Raw genomic sequence first — 16,771 nt, 5'->3', positions numbered from 1 at the left:
CCCCCCCTGGGTCGTTCGGCGGGCCGCTACGCGCCCCACCCGCCCCGCCGACGACCCGGAGGTGGGCCTTGAGGGTGACGGCGACGCCCACTTAAACCCCCGGGGGGGCGATGGCCCCCGGCTGGGCGTGGGGGCGGTGGGGCCGGCCGCGGGGGGTCCCCGCCCCCCGGCCCGCCGACCCCGCCCATTCCCCTGACGGAGCTGCTGGCGAGCAAGGACCTGGGCCTGCGCAGGATCGCGGGCCCGGCCGAGGCCGACCTGCTCTGGGTGCACACCTCGGAGATGGCGGACCCGTATCCGTACCTGCTCGGCGGCGAGCTGCTGCTGAGCGCGGGCGTCCTGTTGACGGACCCGGACCACTACGTCGGCCGGCTGGTGGAGGCCGGGGCGGCGGCGCTGGGCTTCGGGGTGCGCCCGGTCCACGAGACGGTGCCGGCCGCGTTGATCGAGGCGTGCGACCGGCAGGGCCTGCCGCTGCTGGAGGTACCGCCCGAGACCCCGTTCACGGCGATCGCGCGGGCGGTGTGGCGGCTGATGGCCGAGGCGCGCCACCGCGAGCTGCGCCGGGTGACCCGCGCCCAGCAGGCGCTGGCGACCGCGGCGGCCCGCCCCGACCCCGTACCGGCGGTCCTGCACCAGCTCGCGACACAGCTCGGCGGCCGGGCGGTCCTGCTGACGGCGCGGGGCGAGGAGGTCCACGCGGCGGGCCGCGACCCGGGCGAGGAGGTCCATGCGGCGGGCCGCCGCCTGCCCCCGGAGGCGGCGGGGGCCCTGACCCGGCTGGCCCGCGTGGTGGCCCGGGAACGCCCCGGCGCCCCCTCCTCCGCCACCGACACCCACGGGGACACGCACCTGTCGGCGTACGCGCTGGGCGGCGGCGAGGGCCTGGTTCTGGGGCTGGCGGCCGGGCGGCGGGAGCCCGGCGACCACACGGTGGCGGGCATCGCGGTGGTCCTGCTCTCCCTCCTGGCCGCCCCGCACCAGGGCGCGGACGCGGCGGGCCGTTCGACGGCGCTGGTACGGATGCTGCTGGGCGCCTCCCCTGCCGAGGTGGCCCCGCTCCTCGGCTCCACCGGCCCCTGGACGGTGGTCCACGCCCACCGAACGGACGGCGCCCCGGCGGACGCCCTGACGGCCGGAGCCCTGGGCGCGTCGCTGGGCACGGCCCTGGTCGACGCGGGGCGCGGGGGCGGCGAGGCGGTACGGGTGCTGCTGCCGGGCGGCCCCGGAACGGAGCCCGCCGAGCCCGGCACGGATGCACGTACCGCCACCGGCCGCGAACCGGTCCGGCTCACCCCCCAGCCCGGCTGGACGCTCGGCGCGTCCGCCCCCACCTCCGTCACCGACCTCGACGCCGCCGACTCCCTGGCCGCCCGCGCCCTGGCCCACGCCCGGGCGACGCGCGCCCCGCTGACGGTGGACGCCCCGGAGAGCGGCCTCGCCGCCCTGGTCCCGCCCGAACAGGCGGCCGCCCACGCCCGCACCCTCCTCGCCCCGCTGACCGCGCCACTGGCCGACACCTTGCGCTGCTGGCTCTCCCTGCACGGCAGTTGGGACCGTACGGCGGTGGCCCTGAACGTCCACCGCAACACCGTCCGCCAACGCATCGGGCGGTGCGGCGAGTTGCTGGAGGCGGACCTGGACGACATGGACGTACGGGCGGAGCTGTGGTTCGCGCTGCGGCAGGGGTGAGCGGGGAAGAGGCCAGGCCTACGCGTCACCGATGAGTTTCGGCGCCCACCCCTGTCCTATGGGTGAACACCGCGACGAGCCCCGCCGCGGACTCACGGACAGGCGGTACCGACGATGGACAAGGAATTCACCGCGACTCTGCGGAAGAGCCCGAGCGAGGGCGGCTGGACCTATGTGGTGTGGCCCGAGTCGGCCGAGTTCTTCGGCACCCGTGGCCTGGTGAAGGTCCGGGGCACCGTCGACGGCCACCCGTTCCGGAGTTCGTTCATGGCCCTGGGGGACGGCACGCACAAGCTGCCCGTGAAGGCGGACGTGCGCAAGGCGATCGGCAAGGAGGAGGGGGACACCGTGACCGTCCGCCTGGAGGAGCGCATTCCGGGCTGACCAGAGGTGGATAGGGGGCACTAGCCTCACGCCCATGCCTCCTGTCGTACGGCGCACCCTGACCCGCTTCGATACCCCCCGGGCGCTGCGCGCGCTGAGCGTGTGGACACCGGCCGACGCCCCGGCCGGGGGCCTGCACCCCGGGGACGTGGGCTGGCTGCTGCGCCACGCGGACGCGACGGTCCACCTCTGGGTCGACGCGCGGGGCACGGGACGGCCGGACCCCCGGCTCGACCCAAGGCACGACGCCGCGGCCCCGGTCGCGGTGGGCTTTCTCGACGGACGCGTCCTGCGGGTGACGGCAGCACCTGACGCCGATCTCGAAGCGGTCGCGGCGGACGCCGAGGAGCTTCTCGTACCGGGCATCGACTGGTCCGACGGCCTGCCCGTACCGGAGTGGCACCCCCACCCGGAGGAGACCCGGCTCGTCCTGTCCTGGACCCCGCAGCCGGTGACGACCCGCGCCGAACCGGTCGGCGAGCCCGACGCCGCCGACCGGGTGCTGATCCACAGGTCGGCCTTCCCCGGATCGAAGTTCGCCCTGAAGCACTGGGAGACGATGCGGGCGGCCCCGGCGGGCCACCTGTCGGTGGAGACGCTCGTCCGCACACCCGCCGGAGACCCGGCGTCCGCGGCGACCGGCTGGTTCGCGGGCGCAGGCCGATGCGCCCTGCTCGAACCGGTCGGCACCCACCCCGACCACCGCGGCCACGGCTACGGCCGCGACGCCGTCCTGGGCGCGTGCGCGGCCCTCGCCGACCGGGGCGCAAGCACGGTGGCCGTCGTGACTCCGGCCCGCAACGAGGCGGCCGTGGCCCTCTACCGATCGGCCGGATTCACCGTCGTACGCGAGAACCGCGACTGGACCCGCCCTCGCCGGGCGTGAACGCCGCGGCCCGTCGCTTCCCGGCCACCCTGGTGTGCACCCCACGGCCGCCTCTCGGTATGTTGCAGTGGCAAAGGGGGATCGGGTGGCACGGGATTACGACAGTCAACTGCTGGAATCGGTGGGGGTACGCCGCCGCAGGATGCGGGACGCCCTGCTGTTCGGTGGGGAACGCGCACGCCGGACAGCGGACGAGCGGCTCGGCAAGGTATTCGCGGGGATCGCGATCACGGCCGTGCTGTGTGCGGGATGTGTGGGGTGGTCCTTCCTCCAGCACACCCTGGACAAACAGAAGGCCGAGCAGCAGAAGCAACAGCAGCGGCAGGCGCAGCAGTACGGGCAGCCGACGCATTAGCCGGGCAGCCCCGCATCGTATTCCTTGTCGGAGATGGGGAGAGCGCACAGTGCCTTATCGGTCGATCGGCCCGAATTCTCGGGAAATCACGATGGTAGGTTTCCGTAAGTGGTGAGCACAGAAATGACGTCCCGCTCGGAACTGAGCCGGGTGACTCTGGTCGGCGAGCGGCGCCGGGCCGACATCGTGCTTCCGTCGGACACTCCCATCGGCCAACTACTTCCGGACATTCTGCAGTTGCTGGACGACCGGGCCGCATCACGGCCACTGACCCGGCAGTTGATCACCTCCGACGGTTCGGCCCTGCCGCACGACAGCACCCTGGCCTCGGCCGGCGTCAGCGACGGCGCCGTACTCCGGCTGGTCAGGATCCACACCGCTCCGCCCGCCCCCGTGGTGCACGACGTCACGGACCAGGTGGCCGACACCCTCGATCTGCAGGCCTGGCGCTGGCGTCCGGCCGCGCGCAGGGTCGCCGCCGGGGCTTCGACCGTGGCGTTCGCGGTGGCCGCGGCCCTGCTGGCCCGGCGTGAGTTCCCGCTCGACACCCTGGCCGGGGCACTGGCAGCGGTCACCGCAGTCCTTCTGGCGGGCGGCGCGCTCTGCGCCCGGATCGGCGCGGGCAACCGGGGTCTGGCGACCGCGCTGCTGTTCGTCTCCGGCGGCCTCGGCGTTCTCACCGCCTGGACCGCCGCCGACGCCTACGACTGGTCGGGCCCGGCCAGGCTCGCCGCCGTCGCGGCGGCGGTGACCCTGGCCCTGCTGCTGCTCGGCCTCCTCTCCCCGCTCGGTCGCGGCGGACTCATCGGCGCCGGGGCCACGGCCGCGGTCGCCTCGGTGTGGGAGGCCGTGGCCGCGCTGGAGTCGGATCCGGCCCGGCTGGGCGCCGTGATGGCGGTGTTCTCGGTGGCGCTGCTCGGCGTCCTGCCCCGTCTCGCGCTGATGGCGTCCGGGCTCACCGCCCTCGACGACCGGCGGTCGGGCGGCGTGTCGGTCAGCCGCCACGACGTGGCCAACGCCCTGGCCGCCACCCACCGCGGGCTCGCCCTCGCGACGCTGGCCACCGCGGTCTCGGCGACCGCGGCGGGCTGGCTGCTCACCCTCTCCGCGCGGCCGACCGTGTGGACGGTGCTGCTGCCGTCCGTGGTCGCGGTGGTCCTTCTGTCGAGGGCCCGTGCGTTCCCTCTGGTGGCCGAGGTGGTGGCCCTGTTCGCCGCCGCGGCGATCCTCGTCGTGCGTCTGGTGATGCTGTGGATGGAGCAGGCTTCCGGGGGCGCGGGGCCCGTGGTCGTGCTGGGCGTGGCGGCGCTGCTGCCTTTGCTGGCCCTGTCGGTGGAGCCTCCCGAGCATGTACGGGTGCGGCTGCGGCGCACCGCCGATCTGGTTGAGTCCATCGGCATGGTGGGACTGTTCCCGCTCGCGATCGGTGTGTTCGGCATGTACGGCCAGTTGCTCAACAAGTTCTGACACGGGTGCGCGGGCTCCGGTCGGGGGCTCGCGGCTAGGGAGAAGGGCAGACATGCCGAACGGGGACAGCTGGCAGGGCGATGTGCTGCGCGATCTGAGGGGCGCGTCCGGGCCGCCCTCGGCGGGCACCGGCGGGTCGCCGTCCGGACCGCCTGCCGCCGGCACCGGCGGGCCGTCGCCCTCCGTACCACCGGCTCAACCCACTCCGCCCACGGCGCAGGGCACCGGCCCGGCGCACGCCTCCGGAACGGAACGCATACCCGCTCCGACGCAGCCGCCCACGCCCTCACCCCGACAGATATCCACCCCGCCCCGCCCTCGGCGCCCCTCGGCCCCCGATTCGCGAGCCGTGGTGGACGGCGTGCTCAGTGGCACGGCCCGCCGCCCGCAGCGAGGTGAACCGGTAGGCGTCCGGGTCGCCCGGGCGGTGCGCCGGATCGTTTCCTCCTCGGCGGCCCGCGAGGTGGCCGAGCTCACCCGTACCGCCGGGACGCTCCAGCAGCCGGTCACGACAGGGCGGCAGATCGCCGTGACCTCCATCCGGGGAGGGGCGGGCAAGACGACCGTGGCTGCCCTGCTCGGCACGGCGTACGCGCACTACCGCCAGGACCCGGTCCTCCTGGTCGAGGCGGACCCGGCGCTCGGTTCACTGCCGCTGAGGATGGGCGCCGAGACCCTGCGCTGGACCACGGCCGATCTGGCGGACATCGTGGAACCGCAGATGTCACTGCTGGACGTCACCGGCTACCTGGTCCAACTCCCGGAGAACGCGTGGCTGTTGCCGGGGAGCCAGGGGCAGATCGGGGCGATGCTGGACACGTCGGCGTACGAACGGGTCATGGTGGCGCTGCGCCGCTACTTCGGCGTGAGCGTCGTGGACTGCGAGACGCTGCCCGCCGAGGTCGCCCGGGTCGCACTGTCCGCCTCCCAGGCCCGGGTGCTGGCCGCTCCCGCGACCCTGGACGGCGTCACCAGCACATACGCCGTACTGCAGTGGATGCAGGGGCTCCCCCGCCACATGATCGACGGAACCGTCGTCGCGCTCTCCACCATGGACGCCCGCCCGGGGATCGACGTCAAGGCGGCCGCCGAGAAGCTCAGGTCCACCGGCGCGGGTGTCCATGTCCTGCCCTACGACCGTCACTTGGCCGCCGGTGGCGTCCTCCGTACCGAACTGCTCGCCCGACCGACGCGCCTGGCCGCCGCCCGGCTCGCCGCCGAGGTCTTCCAGCTCTCCCAGAAGCGCCGGTGACCCGATGCCGCGCATGAACCACGAGCCGACCGCGAACGCCGGACGAGGCCGATGAGCACCCGACTGATCCACCGCCCCGCCCGGACCACCCGGCCGCCGGCCGCGCCCGCGTCCCGCACCATCGAGGCCCCGCCGAACCTCCCCGAGGGAAAGGCGGGCAACATCGCGATGTCGCTGCTGCCGGTCGCCGGGGTCATGTCATCCGTCGTGATGATGACCGTCGTCCGCAACAGCCAGTTCGCCGCGCTGGGCGCGATCATCCTCGTGGTCACCGTCATCGGGTCCGTGGCCCTGCTCTTCTCCCAGCGCGGCAAGGCCCAGCGCACCCGCCGCACCCAGCGCGAGGCCTATCTCGCCTATGTGGAGGATCTCCGGGAAGAGCTCTCGGGCGAGGAACGCGAGCGGCGGGAGCGGGCGGACGTGCTGAACCCGCCGCCGTACGCCCTGTACGACATCGTGCGCGATCCGGCACGCCTCTGGGAGCGCCGGAGGGTCGACGACGACTTCCTCCGGGTGCGGGTCGGCACGGGCGAGATGCCCGTACGGGATCTCCAGATAGCCGAGCCGGGGTCGTCGGTGCTCACGCCGCCCGACCTGTTCATGCTCAACGAGGCCTCGGCGCTGGTGAAGCGGTTCCGCAACGGCACCGAACTGCCGCTCACCGTCCCGCTGGACCGGATCGGCAACGTCAGCGTGATCGGCCCCCGCGAGGACTGCCTCCGGGTGGCCCGCGCGCTGGTCGTCCAGACCGCCGCCCTGCACGCCCCCGACGACGTGGCCATCGCGCTCGCCGCTCCCGGGGACCGGATGGCCGACTGGGAGTGGGCCAAGTGGCTGCCGCATCTGCTCGACACCGAGCAGTTCGACGGCCCGGTGGCCGCCCGCCGCATCGCCCCCTCCGCCCCTCAGCTCGCCCGGCAACTCGGCCCTGAGCTGCGCCGCCGGGCCTCGTACGCGGCCGAGGTGCGCCGCGGCCTGGCCGGGCGGGACGCCCTGTCCATGAACTCCCGGCTGCTCGTCGTCACCGACGGGCACGGCGAGGACGCCGTCGACCTGCCGCGCCCGGACGACGCCGTCGGCCTGAGCGAGATGGGCGTCACCGTGCTGCATCTGCTGGACCAGCGGGTGCAGGAGCCGGGGCAGGTGAGCGTACGGATCACCGTCGACGGCACCGACGTGGCCATCGAGGACCTCAGGGCCCCGGAGCCCTTGGAGGCGCACGGCACGGTGGACGAGGCAGGGATCCCGTTCGCGGAGGGTCTGGCCCGGATGCTCGCGCCGCTGCGCCTGTCCGCCGAGTCCCTGGCGGACGCCCCGCTCTCCGGGCCGGTCGAGTTCGCAGCGATGCTCGGCATCGACGACGTGGCCCGCCTCGACCTGGACCGGCTGTGGGCGCCGCGCGGCGAACGCGCCTTCCTGCGCGTGCCGATCGGCATCAGCGACTCCCACGAGCCGGTGCTGCTGGACCTCAAGGAGTCCTCGGAGCTGGGGATGGGCCCGCACGGCCTGTGCGTCGGCGCGACCGGTTCCGGGAAGTCGGAGCTGCTGCGGACACTCGTCCTCGCTCTGGTGGCCACGCACCCGCCGGAGGACCTGGCCCTGGTACTGGTCGACTACAAGGGCGGGGCCACCTTCGCGCCGTTCGCCGACCTGCCGCACGTGGCGGGGGTCATCACCAACCTGGAGAACCAGGCGGGGCTCGTCGAGCGCGTCCACTCCTCCCTCGCCGGTGAGGTCAAGCGCCGCCAGCAGGCGCTCAAGGACGCGGGGAACGTCGCCGACATCGGGGACTACGCGGCCCTGCGCGCCGAGAGGCGGCAGGACCTGGATCCGCTGCCACACCTGTTCGTGGTGATCGACGAGTTCGGCGAACTGCTCACCGCCAAGCCCGACTTCATCGACCTGTTCCTCTCCATCGGCCGGATCGGCCGGTCCATCGGCGTCCACCTCCTGCTCTCCAGCCAGCGCATCGAGGGCGGCAAGCTCAAGGGCCTGGACACCTACCTCTCCTACCGGCTCGGGCTGCGGACCTTCTCCGCCGACGAGTCCCGGACGGTCCTGGACACCACGGACGCGTTCCATCTGCCGCCGCTGCCCGGCTTCGGCTACCTGAAGGTCGACACGAGCCACTACGCCCGCTTCAAGGCCGGTTATGTGTCGGGGGGTTACCGCGGTCCGGTCCGCAGCACCGAGGACGAGGAGACGGGCCCTCTCGCCCTGCCGTACGAGGCGTTCAACACCCTGGCCGGACCGGACGAGGCACAGCGATCGGCGGAACCGGCGTCCCGCCGCCGCGAGACGGGCCCGACGGAACTAGGCGTCATGGTCGAGCAGTTGACCGGTGCCGCCCCGCCCGTACGGAGCATCTGGCTGCCCCCACTGCCGACCGCGACCGCACTGGACACGGTGGCCGGCCCGCTGGACATCGGCCCGCACGGGATGCGGCTCGCCGGGACCGGAGCATCGGGCAGGCCCCTGCGCGTCCCGGTCGGGCTGCTCGACGACCCGGCCAAGCAGTGGCAGGGGAAGTGGTTCCTGGACCTCACCGTGGCGGGCGGCCACGCAGCCGTGATCGGCGGACCGCAGTCCGGCAAGACGACACTCCTGCGGACCCTGGTCCTCTCCCTCGCCCTGACCCACACACCGCAGGAGGTCGGCGTCTACGGCCTCGACCTCGTCGGCGGCGGCCTCCAGGCGCTGTCGGGTCTGCCGCACGTCGGCGGCATCGCGGGCCGCGCGGACCGGGAGCGGGCGGCACGCACCGTCGAGGAGGTCCGCACCATGCTCGCGCTGCGCGAGGACCTCTTCCGCGAGCACGGCATCGACTCGGTCGAGCAGTTGCGCACCCTGCACGCGGCCGGCCGAGTGCCCGAACTCGCCTCGGCCGAGATCCTGCTCGTCATCGACGGATTCGGCGCGCTCCGCGACGACTTCGACGAGCTGGACGACGCGATCGCCGACATCCTCAAGCGCGGTGGCGGTTACGGCATCCACGTCGTCGCGGGCATGCTGCGGTGGAACGACGTACGGATCGCCACCCAGTCGAACTTCGGCACGCGCGTCGAGCTGCGGCTGAACGACCCGAGCGAGTCCAGCATCGACCGCAAGCTCGCCGAGACCCTGTCGCCCGACGAGCCCGGCCGCGTCCTCACTGACGGCAAGCTCTTCGCCCAGGTGGCGCTCCCCCGTACGGACGGGGTCGCCGACACGGCCGACCTCGGTTCCGTCCTGGAGCGGACGACCCGCACGGTCCGGGCCACCTGGAACGGGGAAGTGGCCCAGCCGGTGAGGGTATTGCCGCACATCCTGGAGCCGCATTCGCTGCCGGGCCCGGCGGCCGAGCCCACCCGCGTACCGATCGGGCTCGATCAGTCGGCGCTCGCGCCCGTAACGCTCGACCTGTTCCAGCACGACCAGCACCTACTGGTGCTGGGGGACAGCGAGTGCGGCAAGACGAACCTGCTGCGGACCGTCGCGCACGGCCTCATCGACCGCTACGGCGAGGACGAGTTGGTGTTCGCGGTGATGGACCCGCGTCGCTCGCTGCGGGGCGCGGTCCCGGAGGAGTTCAACGGAGGCTACGCCTACAACTCCAAACTCTGCGCGGGCCTTTCGATGGGCATCGCCACCGAACTGGAGAAGCGGCTGCCCGACGAGAACGCCCGCCTGGAGGACCTGGAGCCCGGCAACTGGGGCAAGGGCCCGCGGATCGTCGTGCTCGTCGACGACTACGACGTCCTCACGACCGCAGGACAGTCCCCGCTGGCCGCGTTTCTCCCGTACATCCCCTCGGCGGTCGACATCGGCCTCCACTTCATCCTGACACGCCGGGTCGCCGGAGCGTCGCGGGGCATGTACGAGCCGCTGGTGCAGGGGCTGCGGGAGTCCGGGGCCTCGGCGCTGCTGATGACCGGCGACCGCAGCGAAGGCCAGCTGTTTCCTGGCGTGTACGCCTCCCAACAGGCTCCGGGCCGTGGCGTGTTCATCCGCAGGGGCCAGCAGAGCCGCCTGATCCAGACGGTGTACGCGCCGAGATGACGTACACCGCCGCCGGCCCATGACCGCCCGCCACCGAACCCGAACGACGAAGGACCGGACGACCACCCCATGACCAAGGACGTCATCGCACTCACCCCCAAGATGCCCGACCCGTGGGCCGTACTGGCGGGCCTGCTCTCCGGCGGCCCGGACAAGCTGGTGGGCACGCGCGGGGAGGGCGCGGTGATCCAGCTCTGCGACCCCGGGGGCCGGCCGCTCGTCTCCGTGGAGGCGCCGCTGCTGGTCTCCGTCGACGGCGAGGCCGAGCGGCTGCTCCGGACAACGGCGCCGCCGGTCCCGTACTGGTGGACGGAGGCGCGCGCCACCACAGGCGTCGCGGAGGCGGAACAGCTCGCGGGCACGTTCGCGACCCGGCTCGCCTCGCTGGTGGGCGGCTCCGCCTGGCCGCCGGGCGTGGCCGGCTCGCTCGCCGTAGTGAAGACCGACGGCGTGAGCGTCGCGCCGGAGCCCGCCGCCGCGCAGCCCGCGATCGACGTCCTCACCGAGCGGGTCGCGGTCGTCATCCAGGACCGCCCGGTGGTGGCGATGACGGCGTGGCTCTCCGACGCCTTCCGGGCGGCGGCCGAGGCGGGCCTCGGCCTCCAGATCGTCAGCCCGTCGGGCACCACGCTCTCCCCCGCTGTACGGGACACGTTGGGGGGCTGGCCGTCGCGCTGGATCGTGCAGGACGAGCGGGACGGCTACTACGACGGCCTGACGGGTGCCGTACTGCGCTGGCAGGACGGCATGTTCGCCCCGGTCGCCTCCCCCGACGCGACGGAGGACGATCCGCGCACCCCGGTGGCGGCCACCTTCCAGGAGGTCCACGACACCGGCGAGCGCCAACTCGCCCTGACCTTCCGCATGGTGCATCCGGCGGATGATCGGCTGGTGCTGGGCGGCGGGCTGGAGACGGTGTGGCGGGAGCTGACGGGCGAACCGCCGGCCGGCTGGGGCACGTCGGAACCGGCGACCCTGCCGTGGTCGCCGCGCCGACTGACCGACGTGGCGCACGAGCGGGCGCCGGAACCGACCTGGTTCGTCGTGGTCGGCAACCGGGACCGGCCGGCTCTCGCCACCGTACGGATCACGCGTACGGAGGCAGGGGTGGAAGAGCACGTCACGCTCGCCTTCGGCTACGGCTCCGGCTCCGGCTCCGGCTCCGGCTCCGGCTCCGGCTCCGGCTCCGGCTCCGGCTCCGGCGAGGAACTGCCCTTGGACGCGCTGCCCGCCGCCGCCGAGGCGCTGGCCACCCGTCACCACCTCCAGTCGATGCTCGTGCAGGTGCGTAAAGCACGACGGGACGTGGCGGTGCCCCCGCGCTTCGAGGGCCCCGGGGTTCCGCTGGCCTTTGTGCTGGGCGCCGAGGAGGTCCGCGCGATGCCGGGAGACCGGGCACGGCGCACACCGCTGGCGGAACAGCCGGTGGCCCTCGGCCCGAGGACCCGGCCGGCGCTCTACTATCCGCTGCCGGGGAATCCCTCGGACCTGTCCGGCTGGCAGGAGTACGAGCGGCTGATGCGCCATCTCCGGGGCGCCTAGAACTCGGCCCCCCGATGTCATGGGTTGGTCACGACATCGATCTGGCCGAATGGAGATTGCCGTCGTGATGCTTGAGTTGATAGACATGAATCCGAACACTTATGCGTTCGTTCGAGGCGTTGGGGGAAGAAGATGAAGTTCGACATGGGGGCCTCGGTCCTTTCGACGCTGCTCTCGCATTCGCAGGGCGCGAGTACGGATCTGGGGACACTGATCCGGCAGCTCATCGCGGCGGCCGAACCGCTGGAGGGCAAGTTCAACGGAGCGGGGAAGGTCGCCTTCGACGACTTCAAGAACCGCTCCGACGAGATCACCGCCGCACTCAACGCCTCACTGTCCGGGATCCTGGGCGGCCAGTCCGGAATGGACGCGGCGTTCGGTACGGGTGACCAGGAGCAGGGCGAGAACGCGAAGTCGCAGATGGCATCGGCCAATTTCGACGCGGCGCGTTTCGGTGGCCGTTGAGCCTGCCCGCGCACAAAGCTTTCAGGGATTTTCGGTTCACCACGGGGAGTGATGGTTGATGGCAGGCAGCACGGATCGGCGTTCGTACGACACAGGCGCTTCAACTGAGGTCCAGGGCAACATCCAGGTCGTGATCGCCCAGCTGGAGCAGGTGATCACAGCGCGGGACACGCAGGTGAAGGCGGCGATGAACGACTTCGCGGCCGACGGCGTGGCGGATGAGTACCACGGCAAGGAACTGCGGTGGAACGCGACCTCGCGGGAGGTCAAGAACATCATCCAGCTGCTGCGTACGACGCTGGAGAAGAACGACGGGACCGCCTCGCAGACGCTGGCGCGCGCGAAGGCCGCGGTCGACGGCATCGGCTGAGCCGCGGGCCGGTGCATCGGGCGGTGCATCGGGCCGTCCATCGGCCGGACATGTCGGCCATCAGGTCTTCTTCCTCACCGGGTCGGGTGAGTTGGTACGGATGAGCAGGGGGCTCGTCGGTGACGGCGTGGGATATCAAGCCGCAGGGTGTGCAGGGTCAGTTGAAGGTCGTCGGTGGACATGCCGGTGACCTGGAGAAGGCCCTCAACGCGTTCATGACGCATCTGTCGGAGGCGGCGCAGGCAGCGGGTACAGCGGTGCCGGGTACGGCGGCGAGTACGCCGCTGCAGGGGCCGGTGGCACCGGGGCAAGCGCCGTTGTCGCGGTCGGCGATGGGCCCGGTGGCGGCGGCACTGGGGCAGTACGCGCAAGAGCGGAAGCCCCAGTTGAAGTCGATGGCGGAGCGGATCCAGGCAGCGGTGCTCGGGGCTGCGACCGCGACCAATGAGTACGTCGAGGGCGACATCGACACGGCCAAGCAGGCTCAGAACGCGGCGAAGTCGGTCCGTCTGGACGTGCTCAAGGACCTGGGGGCCGGTAAGTGAGCGAGAACCAACCGGTCAACCTGGAGGGCATACCGGTCTTCACCGGCGAACTCGCGGTGCTCGACCGCAAGGTGACCGCGCTGGCCAAGGACGGGCAGAAGATCTCCTCGTCCGCGGCCGACATCCACAGCAGCTTCGGCGGCCTGCAGGCCTTCTACAAGGCGCCCGAGGCCGACCAGCTGTTCGCGACGACGAAGCCGGTCGCCGACCGCGGGGTCTCCCTCAAGTCGGACCTGGCCACCATCACCAGCGCGCTGAGCACGTACTCGGACGACGCCTATCCGCTGGTCGAGAAGTTGAGGCAGCTCAAGCGGGACGCGGGCGCGTTCCTGGTCAAGGCGAACGCCGACGACAAGTGGCGCGAGGACGGCGACCTGGTCGAGGAGAACAACAACCGCCGGGCCGAGATCGCCGAGACCTGGGCGGCGTTCCAGGCGGTCGAACGCGCCTGCTACAACAAGATCATCGCCTTGGTGCCGGACGGCAAGCAGCTCAAGGTGGACGACGGCTCCGGCGGCAAGGGGATGTACGGCTACGACGCCGAGGCCCTCAAGCACGCCAAGGGCCTGCCCTGGGGCGACCCGGTCAAGGAATCGACGCCCTGGTACCACGTACACGAACATCTCTGGGACTTCGGCAAGGGCGTCGTCGTCGACGGCGTCTGGGGCACGATCAAGGGCCTGGGCACTCTGGTCGGCACCGACGGCTGGGAATCCATGAAGCAAGCCTGGACCGGGCTGGCCAAGCTGACCACGGGCCTCTACATCTCCACCACTCCGCTGGCCGGGGCGTTCTGGTTGACCCCGGAGGACAAGCTTCCGTCCTGGCTGCGGGACTCGCGCACCGCGATGAAGGAGACCGGCAAGGCACTGCTGGCCTGGGACCAGTGGAGCGAGAACCCGGCGCGGGCGGCGGGCGCGGTCACCTTCAACGTGGTGACCACCGTGTTCACCGGCGGCGCGGGAGGCGGCGCCTCGGGCGCCGGCAAGGCTGCCGCCGCGGCGAAGGCCCTCTCCTTCGCCAACAAGGCGAGCCGCGCCATCGACCCGACGGCGTACCTCTTCAAGGGCGCGGGCGCGGGTCTGACGAAGATCAGCGATGTGATGGCCGGCTTCAAGGGCATGGGCAACATCGAGGTCCCGCCCATGCCAACGGGGTCTGTCACCCTGCCGGACGGCGCGTACAAGGCGGCCGACGGCACTCTGACCCTGCCCGAAGGCGCGGCTGTCCCGGACGGCGCGTTCGAGATCCCGAAGGGCTCGGTCAAGCTTCCGGACGGGGTGGAGATCCCCATCGGAGCAGTCGACCTCGGCGACGGCATCGTCCACCTGCCCGAAGGCATAGCCCCGCCCGCGGGATCACTGCCGATACGGGAGGGCGCCCTCGCATTCCCCGAGGGCACCACCGCCCTGCCGGAAGGCACCTTCAGGGACTTCGACGCGGAGGGCAACGTCGTTCACCTCGACCGCCAGGGCAACATCCTCGGCGAGGACGGCACCCTCAAACAGCACCACACGGACGCCCGCAAGGAGAACCCGCCCACCGGCACCTCCGCCACCACCAACGCGGACTCGCCCCAGGTCGGTTCCCCGGCCAGGTCCGAACTCCCGGCCCGCGAACTGGCCTCAGTCGGCGGGCGCAGTGGCGACGAAGCGCTGCATCTGGGCTCGGACACCTCGAATCCCATCCGTACAGGCGACAACGGCGCCCAAACCACCCGCCCCGGTACCGCGCCCGGCGGTACCGCCGGTGACAACATGCCGCGCAACGACTTGGACAACACTCAACGTGGCACACCGCCCCGCGCGGGAGATACGTCGCCCACGACTGGAGGACTCCCGGACGGCCTTCGCGCAGATGCACCCCACACCGGCGGGGGTTCCGCGGCGGGTGGATACCACGTGGACGGCTCTGGCAGGGCCGGCAGCCATAACTGGCCCAGCGGCTCCAGAGCCGACTCTTCAGGTGACGACCCAATAGCCGGACAGAACGCCCGCGATGAAGCACAGTTGGCGCAACGCACACCCGAGGAAGCCAAGCTCATCCAGGACGAGCATGTCCGTCTAGCGAACGAAGACCCGGCATGGAGGAGTGAGCATTACACCCCCCACCTCCACCGGCGCAACGCGCAGGAGATTGTCGACGGCCAGTACCTCCCCGTCCTAAAAGACGTCGGGAACGGGCGATACGTAGCCGTCAACGACCTTCCCTTTGCTTCCACCGAGAAGTACCGACTCGAAACCGAGGAACCCAAACTCAGCAACATCCCTGCCGGCCACAGAATAGAACTGGATGGCTTCGCCGAGAAGCACCAAGCCTACAAGGAACTCGGGAATGCCGAGAGGGCCCACACCAAGGACCCCACGGCAGAGACAGCGGAAACGCTGGAAGCGGCCAAGGAAGCTTTCGGCGACACTCCGGTCAACACCAAGGTCGGTGAGGCCCTGGGTGAGGGGTCGGCCCGCTTGCACGTCATTCCGGAGATCTTCCCTAACGCCAGACAGATAACCGACCTGCCTCGCACTCCGAATGGATCTCGCACATTCGATCAACTGTACGAACTCGACGGCGGTGAGTTCCTGATCGTCGAAGCAAAGGCACCCGATGGGCGTCTCGGCTGGCGCCAAGGAGCAGGAGCCGATGCGAGCAGACAGGTCAAGCAGGGAACACTGGAGTATGTGCAAACCATCATTACCGAGATGCACTCTCGCGGCGGCAGGGACCGAGAGATTGCAGAACAACTGCGTTTCGCGCTTTTGGATAAGAAGATCCAATACGTCATGGTGAAAGCGAAGGACCACACGGGCGCCTACACTGGAGGCGAACTCCGACACTTCAAGATCTTCGAGGATGAGGTTCATTGACCGTCACCGTTCAACGCCACGCCATCTCCCGACAGCACCTCCCTGAGCGAGAGCCATCCATCTCAAAGCACACGACACTCTTGCTAGCGAGGATCGAAAACACCCCCTTTGCCCTCGAAAGCGTCATGTCAACCGCTTTGGTTACAGCTTACGAGAAAGCTGTCGTCGACCCGACCGTCTCATGGATCGAATCATGGGAAGCATGGGTCACAGCCATGCAGTCCGGATCGGCAATCTTCGCAGCCGCCACGTCGACCGAAGCCAACGTACAGTGCCTAATTCACCATGAGAAGCGCACCGTTGCAGCTTTCACGGGCCCTGAGTCCTTCGTGAATGCCGGCCACTGGCTCACAGCTTTCTACCTCGCGGCAATCTGCCGTAACAGTCAGCGACTAACAGACCTCTGCAAAGTGCCAACATCCAAGCTGCGCGAGTCCGGGGCAGTGTACGACGAGTATCAGTACGCCTGGATCGAAACATTGCAGTCCTTCTGGCTCGGCCATGAAAATTTCCCCGATAAACTCGTTGAAGCCGCGTCAGGAACCCAGCCGGGCAACCGTCCAAGTACGGAGCAAAACTATATCTCCCGAATCATGTGGCCTCCGATGGAGCTCCTCCGTTGGCGCGCAACAGGCCAACACGAAGAGTTCAATCGCTCCCTCGAAAATGCACTCCTCGCCCATAAAGATTACTGGTCAACCGACCCAGATATCGCTGACTCCTGCTATGGCTGGGTAGCCTTGGCGCCACTCGCCATGGCCTGTTTCGCACTGGACGCAGAATTCCCTATCGAAGTCGAGTCGGACTACCTTCCCAAGCATCTCCTCCAGCGCACCTGGATCGGCGAGTTCCCCACCTGAAGGTTGCCCATGTGGTTCTCGCGGGAAAAATTCACTCCGCGGGGATTATCT

General features: G+C 70.8%; 13 protein-coding genes. All 13 read left to right on the top strand.

The window, feature by feature from the left end:
* The first annotated feature begins 186 nt into the window (after window positions 1-186).
* The 13 genes from JS521_RS06680 to JS521_RS06620 all read left to right on the top strand — a co-directional run bounded on the left by JS521_RS06680 (window position 187) and on the right by JS521_RS06620 (window position 16,720).
* Complete coding sequence (locus JS521_RS06680) at window positions 187-1,692, top strand: PucR family transcriptional regulator (protein WP_205081803.1); 1,506 nt, start codon at window positions 187-189, stop codon at window positions 1,690-1,692.
* Between the two features lie 114 nt (window positions 1,693-1,806).
* Window positions 1,807-2,076, top strand: a complete 270-nt coding sequence (locus JS521_RS06675; protein WP_205081800.1) for a DUF1905 domain-containing protein — start codon at window positions 1,807-1,809, stop codon at window positions 2,074-2,076.
* A gap of 34 nt (window positions 2,077-2,110) precedes the next feature.
* Window positions 2,111-2,962 (top strand): GNAT family N-acetyltransferase, encoded by an 852-nt coding sequence (locus JS521_RS06670; protein ID WP_205081799.1) that lies wholly within the window; start codon window positions 2,111-2,113, stop codon window positions 2,960-2,962.
* Window positions 2,963-3,047: 85 nt separating this feature from the next.
* Window positions 3,048-3,317, top strand: a complete 270-nt coding sequence (locus JS521_RS06665; protein WP_205081798.1) for a hypothetical protein — start codon at window positions 3,048-3,050, stop codon at window positions 3,315-3,317.
* Between the two features lie 123 nt (window positions 3,318-3,440).
* Window positions 3,441-4,784: a type VII secretion integral membrane protein EccD gene (gene eccD, locus JS521_RS06660; protein WP_205081797.1), complete on the top strand. Its 1,344-nt coding sequence runs from the start codon at window positions 3,441-3,443 to the stop codon at window positions 4,782-4,784.
* A gap of 52 nt (window positions 4,785-4,836) precedes the next feature.
* Window positions 4,837-6,036: a MinD/ParA family ATP-binding protein gene (locus JS521_RS06655; protein WP_239486874.1), complete on the top strand. Its 1,200-nt coding sequence runs from the start codon at window positions 4,837-4,839 to the stop codon at window positions 6,034-6,036.
* Window positions 6,037-6,087: 51 nt separating this feature from the next.
* On the top strand, window positions 6,088-10,074 hold the full coding sequence (gene eccCa, locus JS521_RS06650; RefSeq protein WP_205081795.1) for a type VII secretion protein EccCa: 3,987 nt from the start codon (window positions 6,088-6,090) through the stop codon (window positions 10,072-10,074).
* Between the two features lie 69 nt (window positions 10,075-10,143).
* Entirely contained in the window at window positions 10,144-11,616 is a 1,473-nt protein-coding gene (locus JS521_RS06645) for a DUF6177 family protein (RefSeq protein ID WP_205081794.1), read from the top strand.
* Window positions 11,617-11,748: 132 nt separating this feature from the next.
* Window positions 11,749-12,081 carry a hypothetical protein gene (locus JS521_RS06640; protein ID WP_205081793.1) on the top strand — a complete coding sequence of 111 codons (333 nt, stop codon included), beginning with the start codon at window positions 11,749-11,751 and terminating at the stop codon, window positions 12,079-12,081.
* Window positions 12,082-12,139: 58 nt separating this feature from the next.
* Entirely contained in the window at window positions 12,140-12,451 is a 312-nt protein-coding gene (locus JS521_RS06635) for a pore-forming ESAT-6 family protein (protein ID WP_205081792.1), read from the top strand.
* 119 nt (window positions 12,452-12,570) lie between these two features.
* Window positions 12,571-12,996, top strand: a complete 426-nt coding sequence (locus JS521_RS06630) for a DUF6507 family protein (protein ID WP_205081791.1) — start codon at window positions 12,571-12,573, stop codon at window positions 12,994-12,996.
* Entirely contained in the window at window positions 12,993-15,860 is a 2,868-nt protein-coding gene (locus tag JS521_RS06625) for a hypothetical protein (RefSeq protein WP_205081790.1), read from the top strand. Before JS521_RS06630 ends, JS521_RS06625 begins: the two co-directional genes overlap by 4 nt.
* A complete protein-coding gene (locus JS521_RS06620; RefSeq protein WP_205081789.1) occupies window positions 15,857-16,720 on the top strand; it encodes an immunity 49 family protein in 864 nt (287 codons plus the stop codon). Before JS521_RS06625 ends, JS521_RS06620 begins: the two co-directional genes overlap by 4 nt.
* The last annotated feature ends 51 nt before the right edge of the window (window positions 16,721-16,771 follow it).

The sequence above is a fragment of the Streptomyces durocortorensis genome, from assembly GCF_016901035.1.
GTDB classification, from domain to species: domain Bacteria; phylum Actinomycetota; class Actinomycetes; order Streptomycetales; family Streptomycetaceae; genus Streptomyces; species Streptomyces durocortorensis.
The sequence above is the reverse complement of the archived record's forward strand: the minus strand, read 5'-3'. Positions and strand labels throughout refer to the sequence as shown.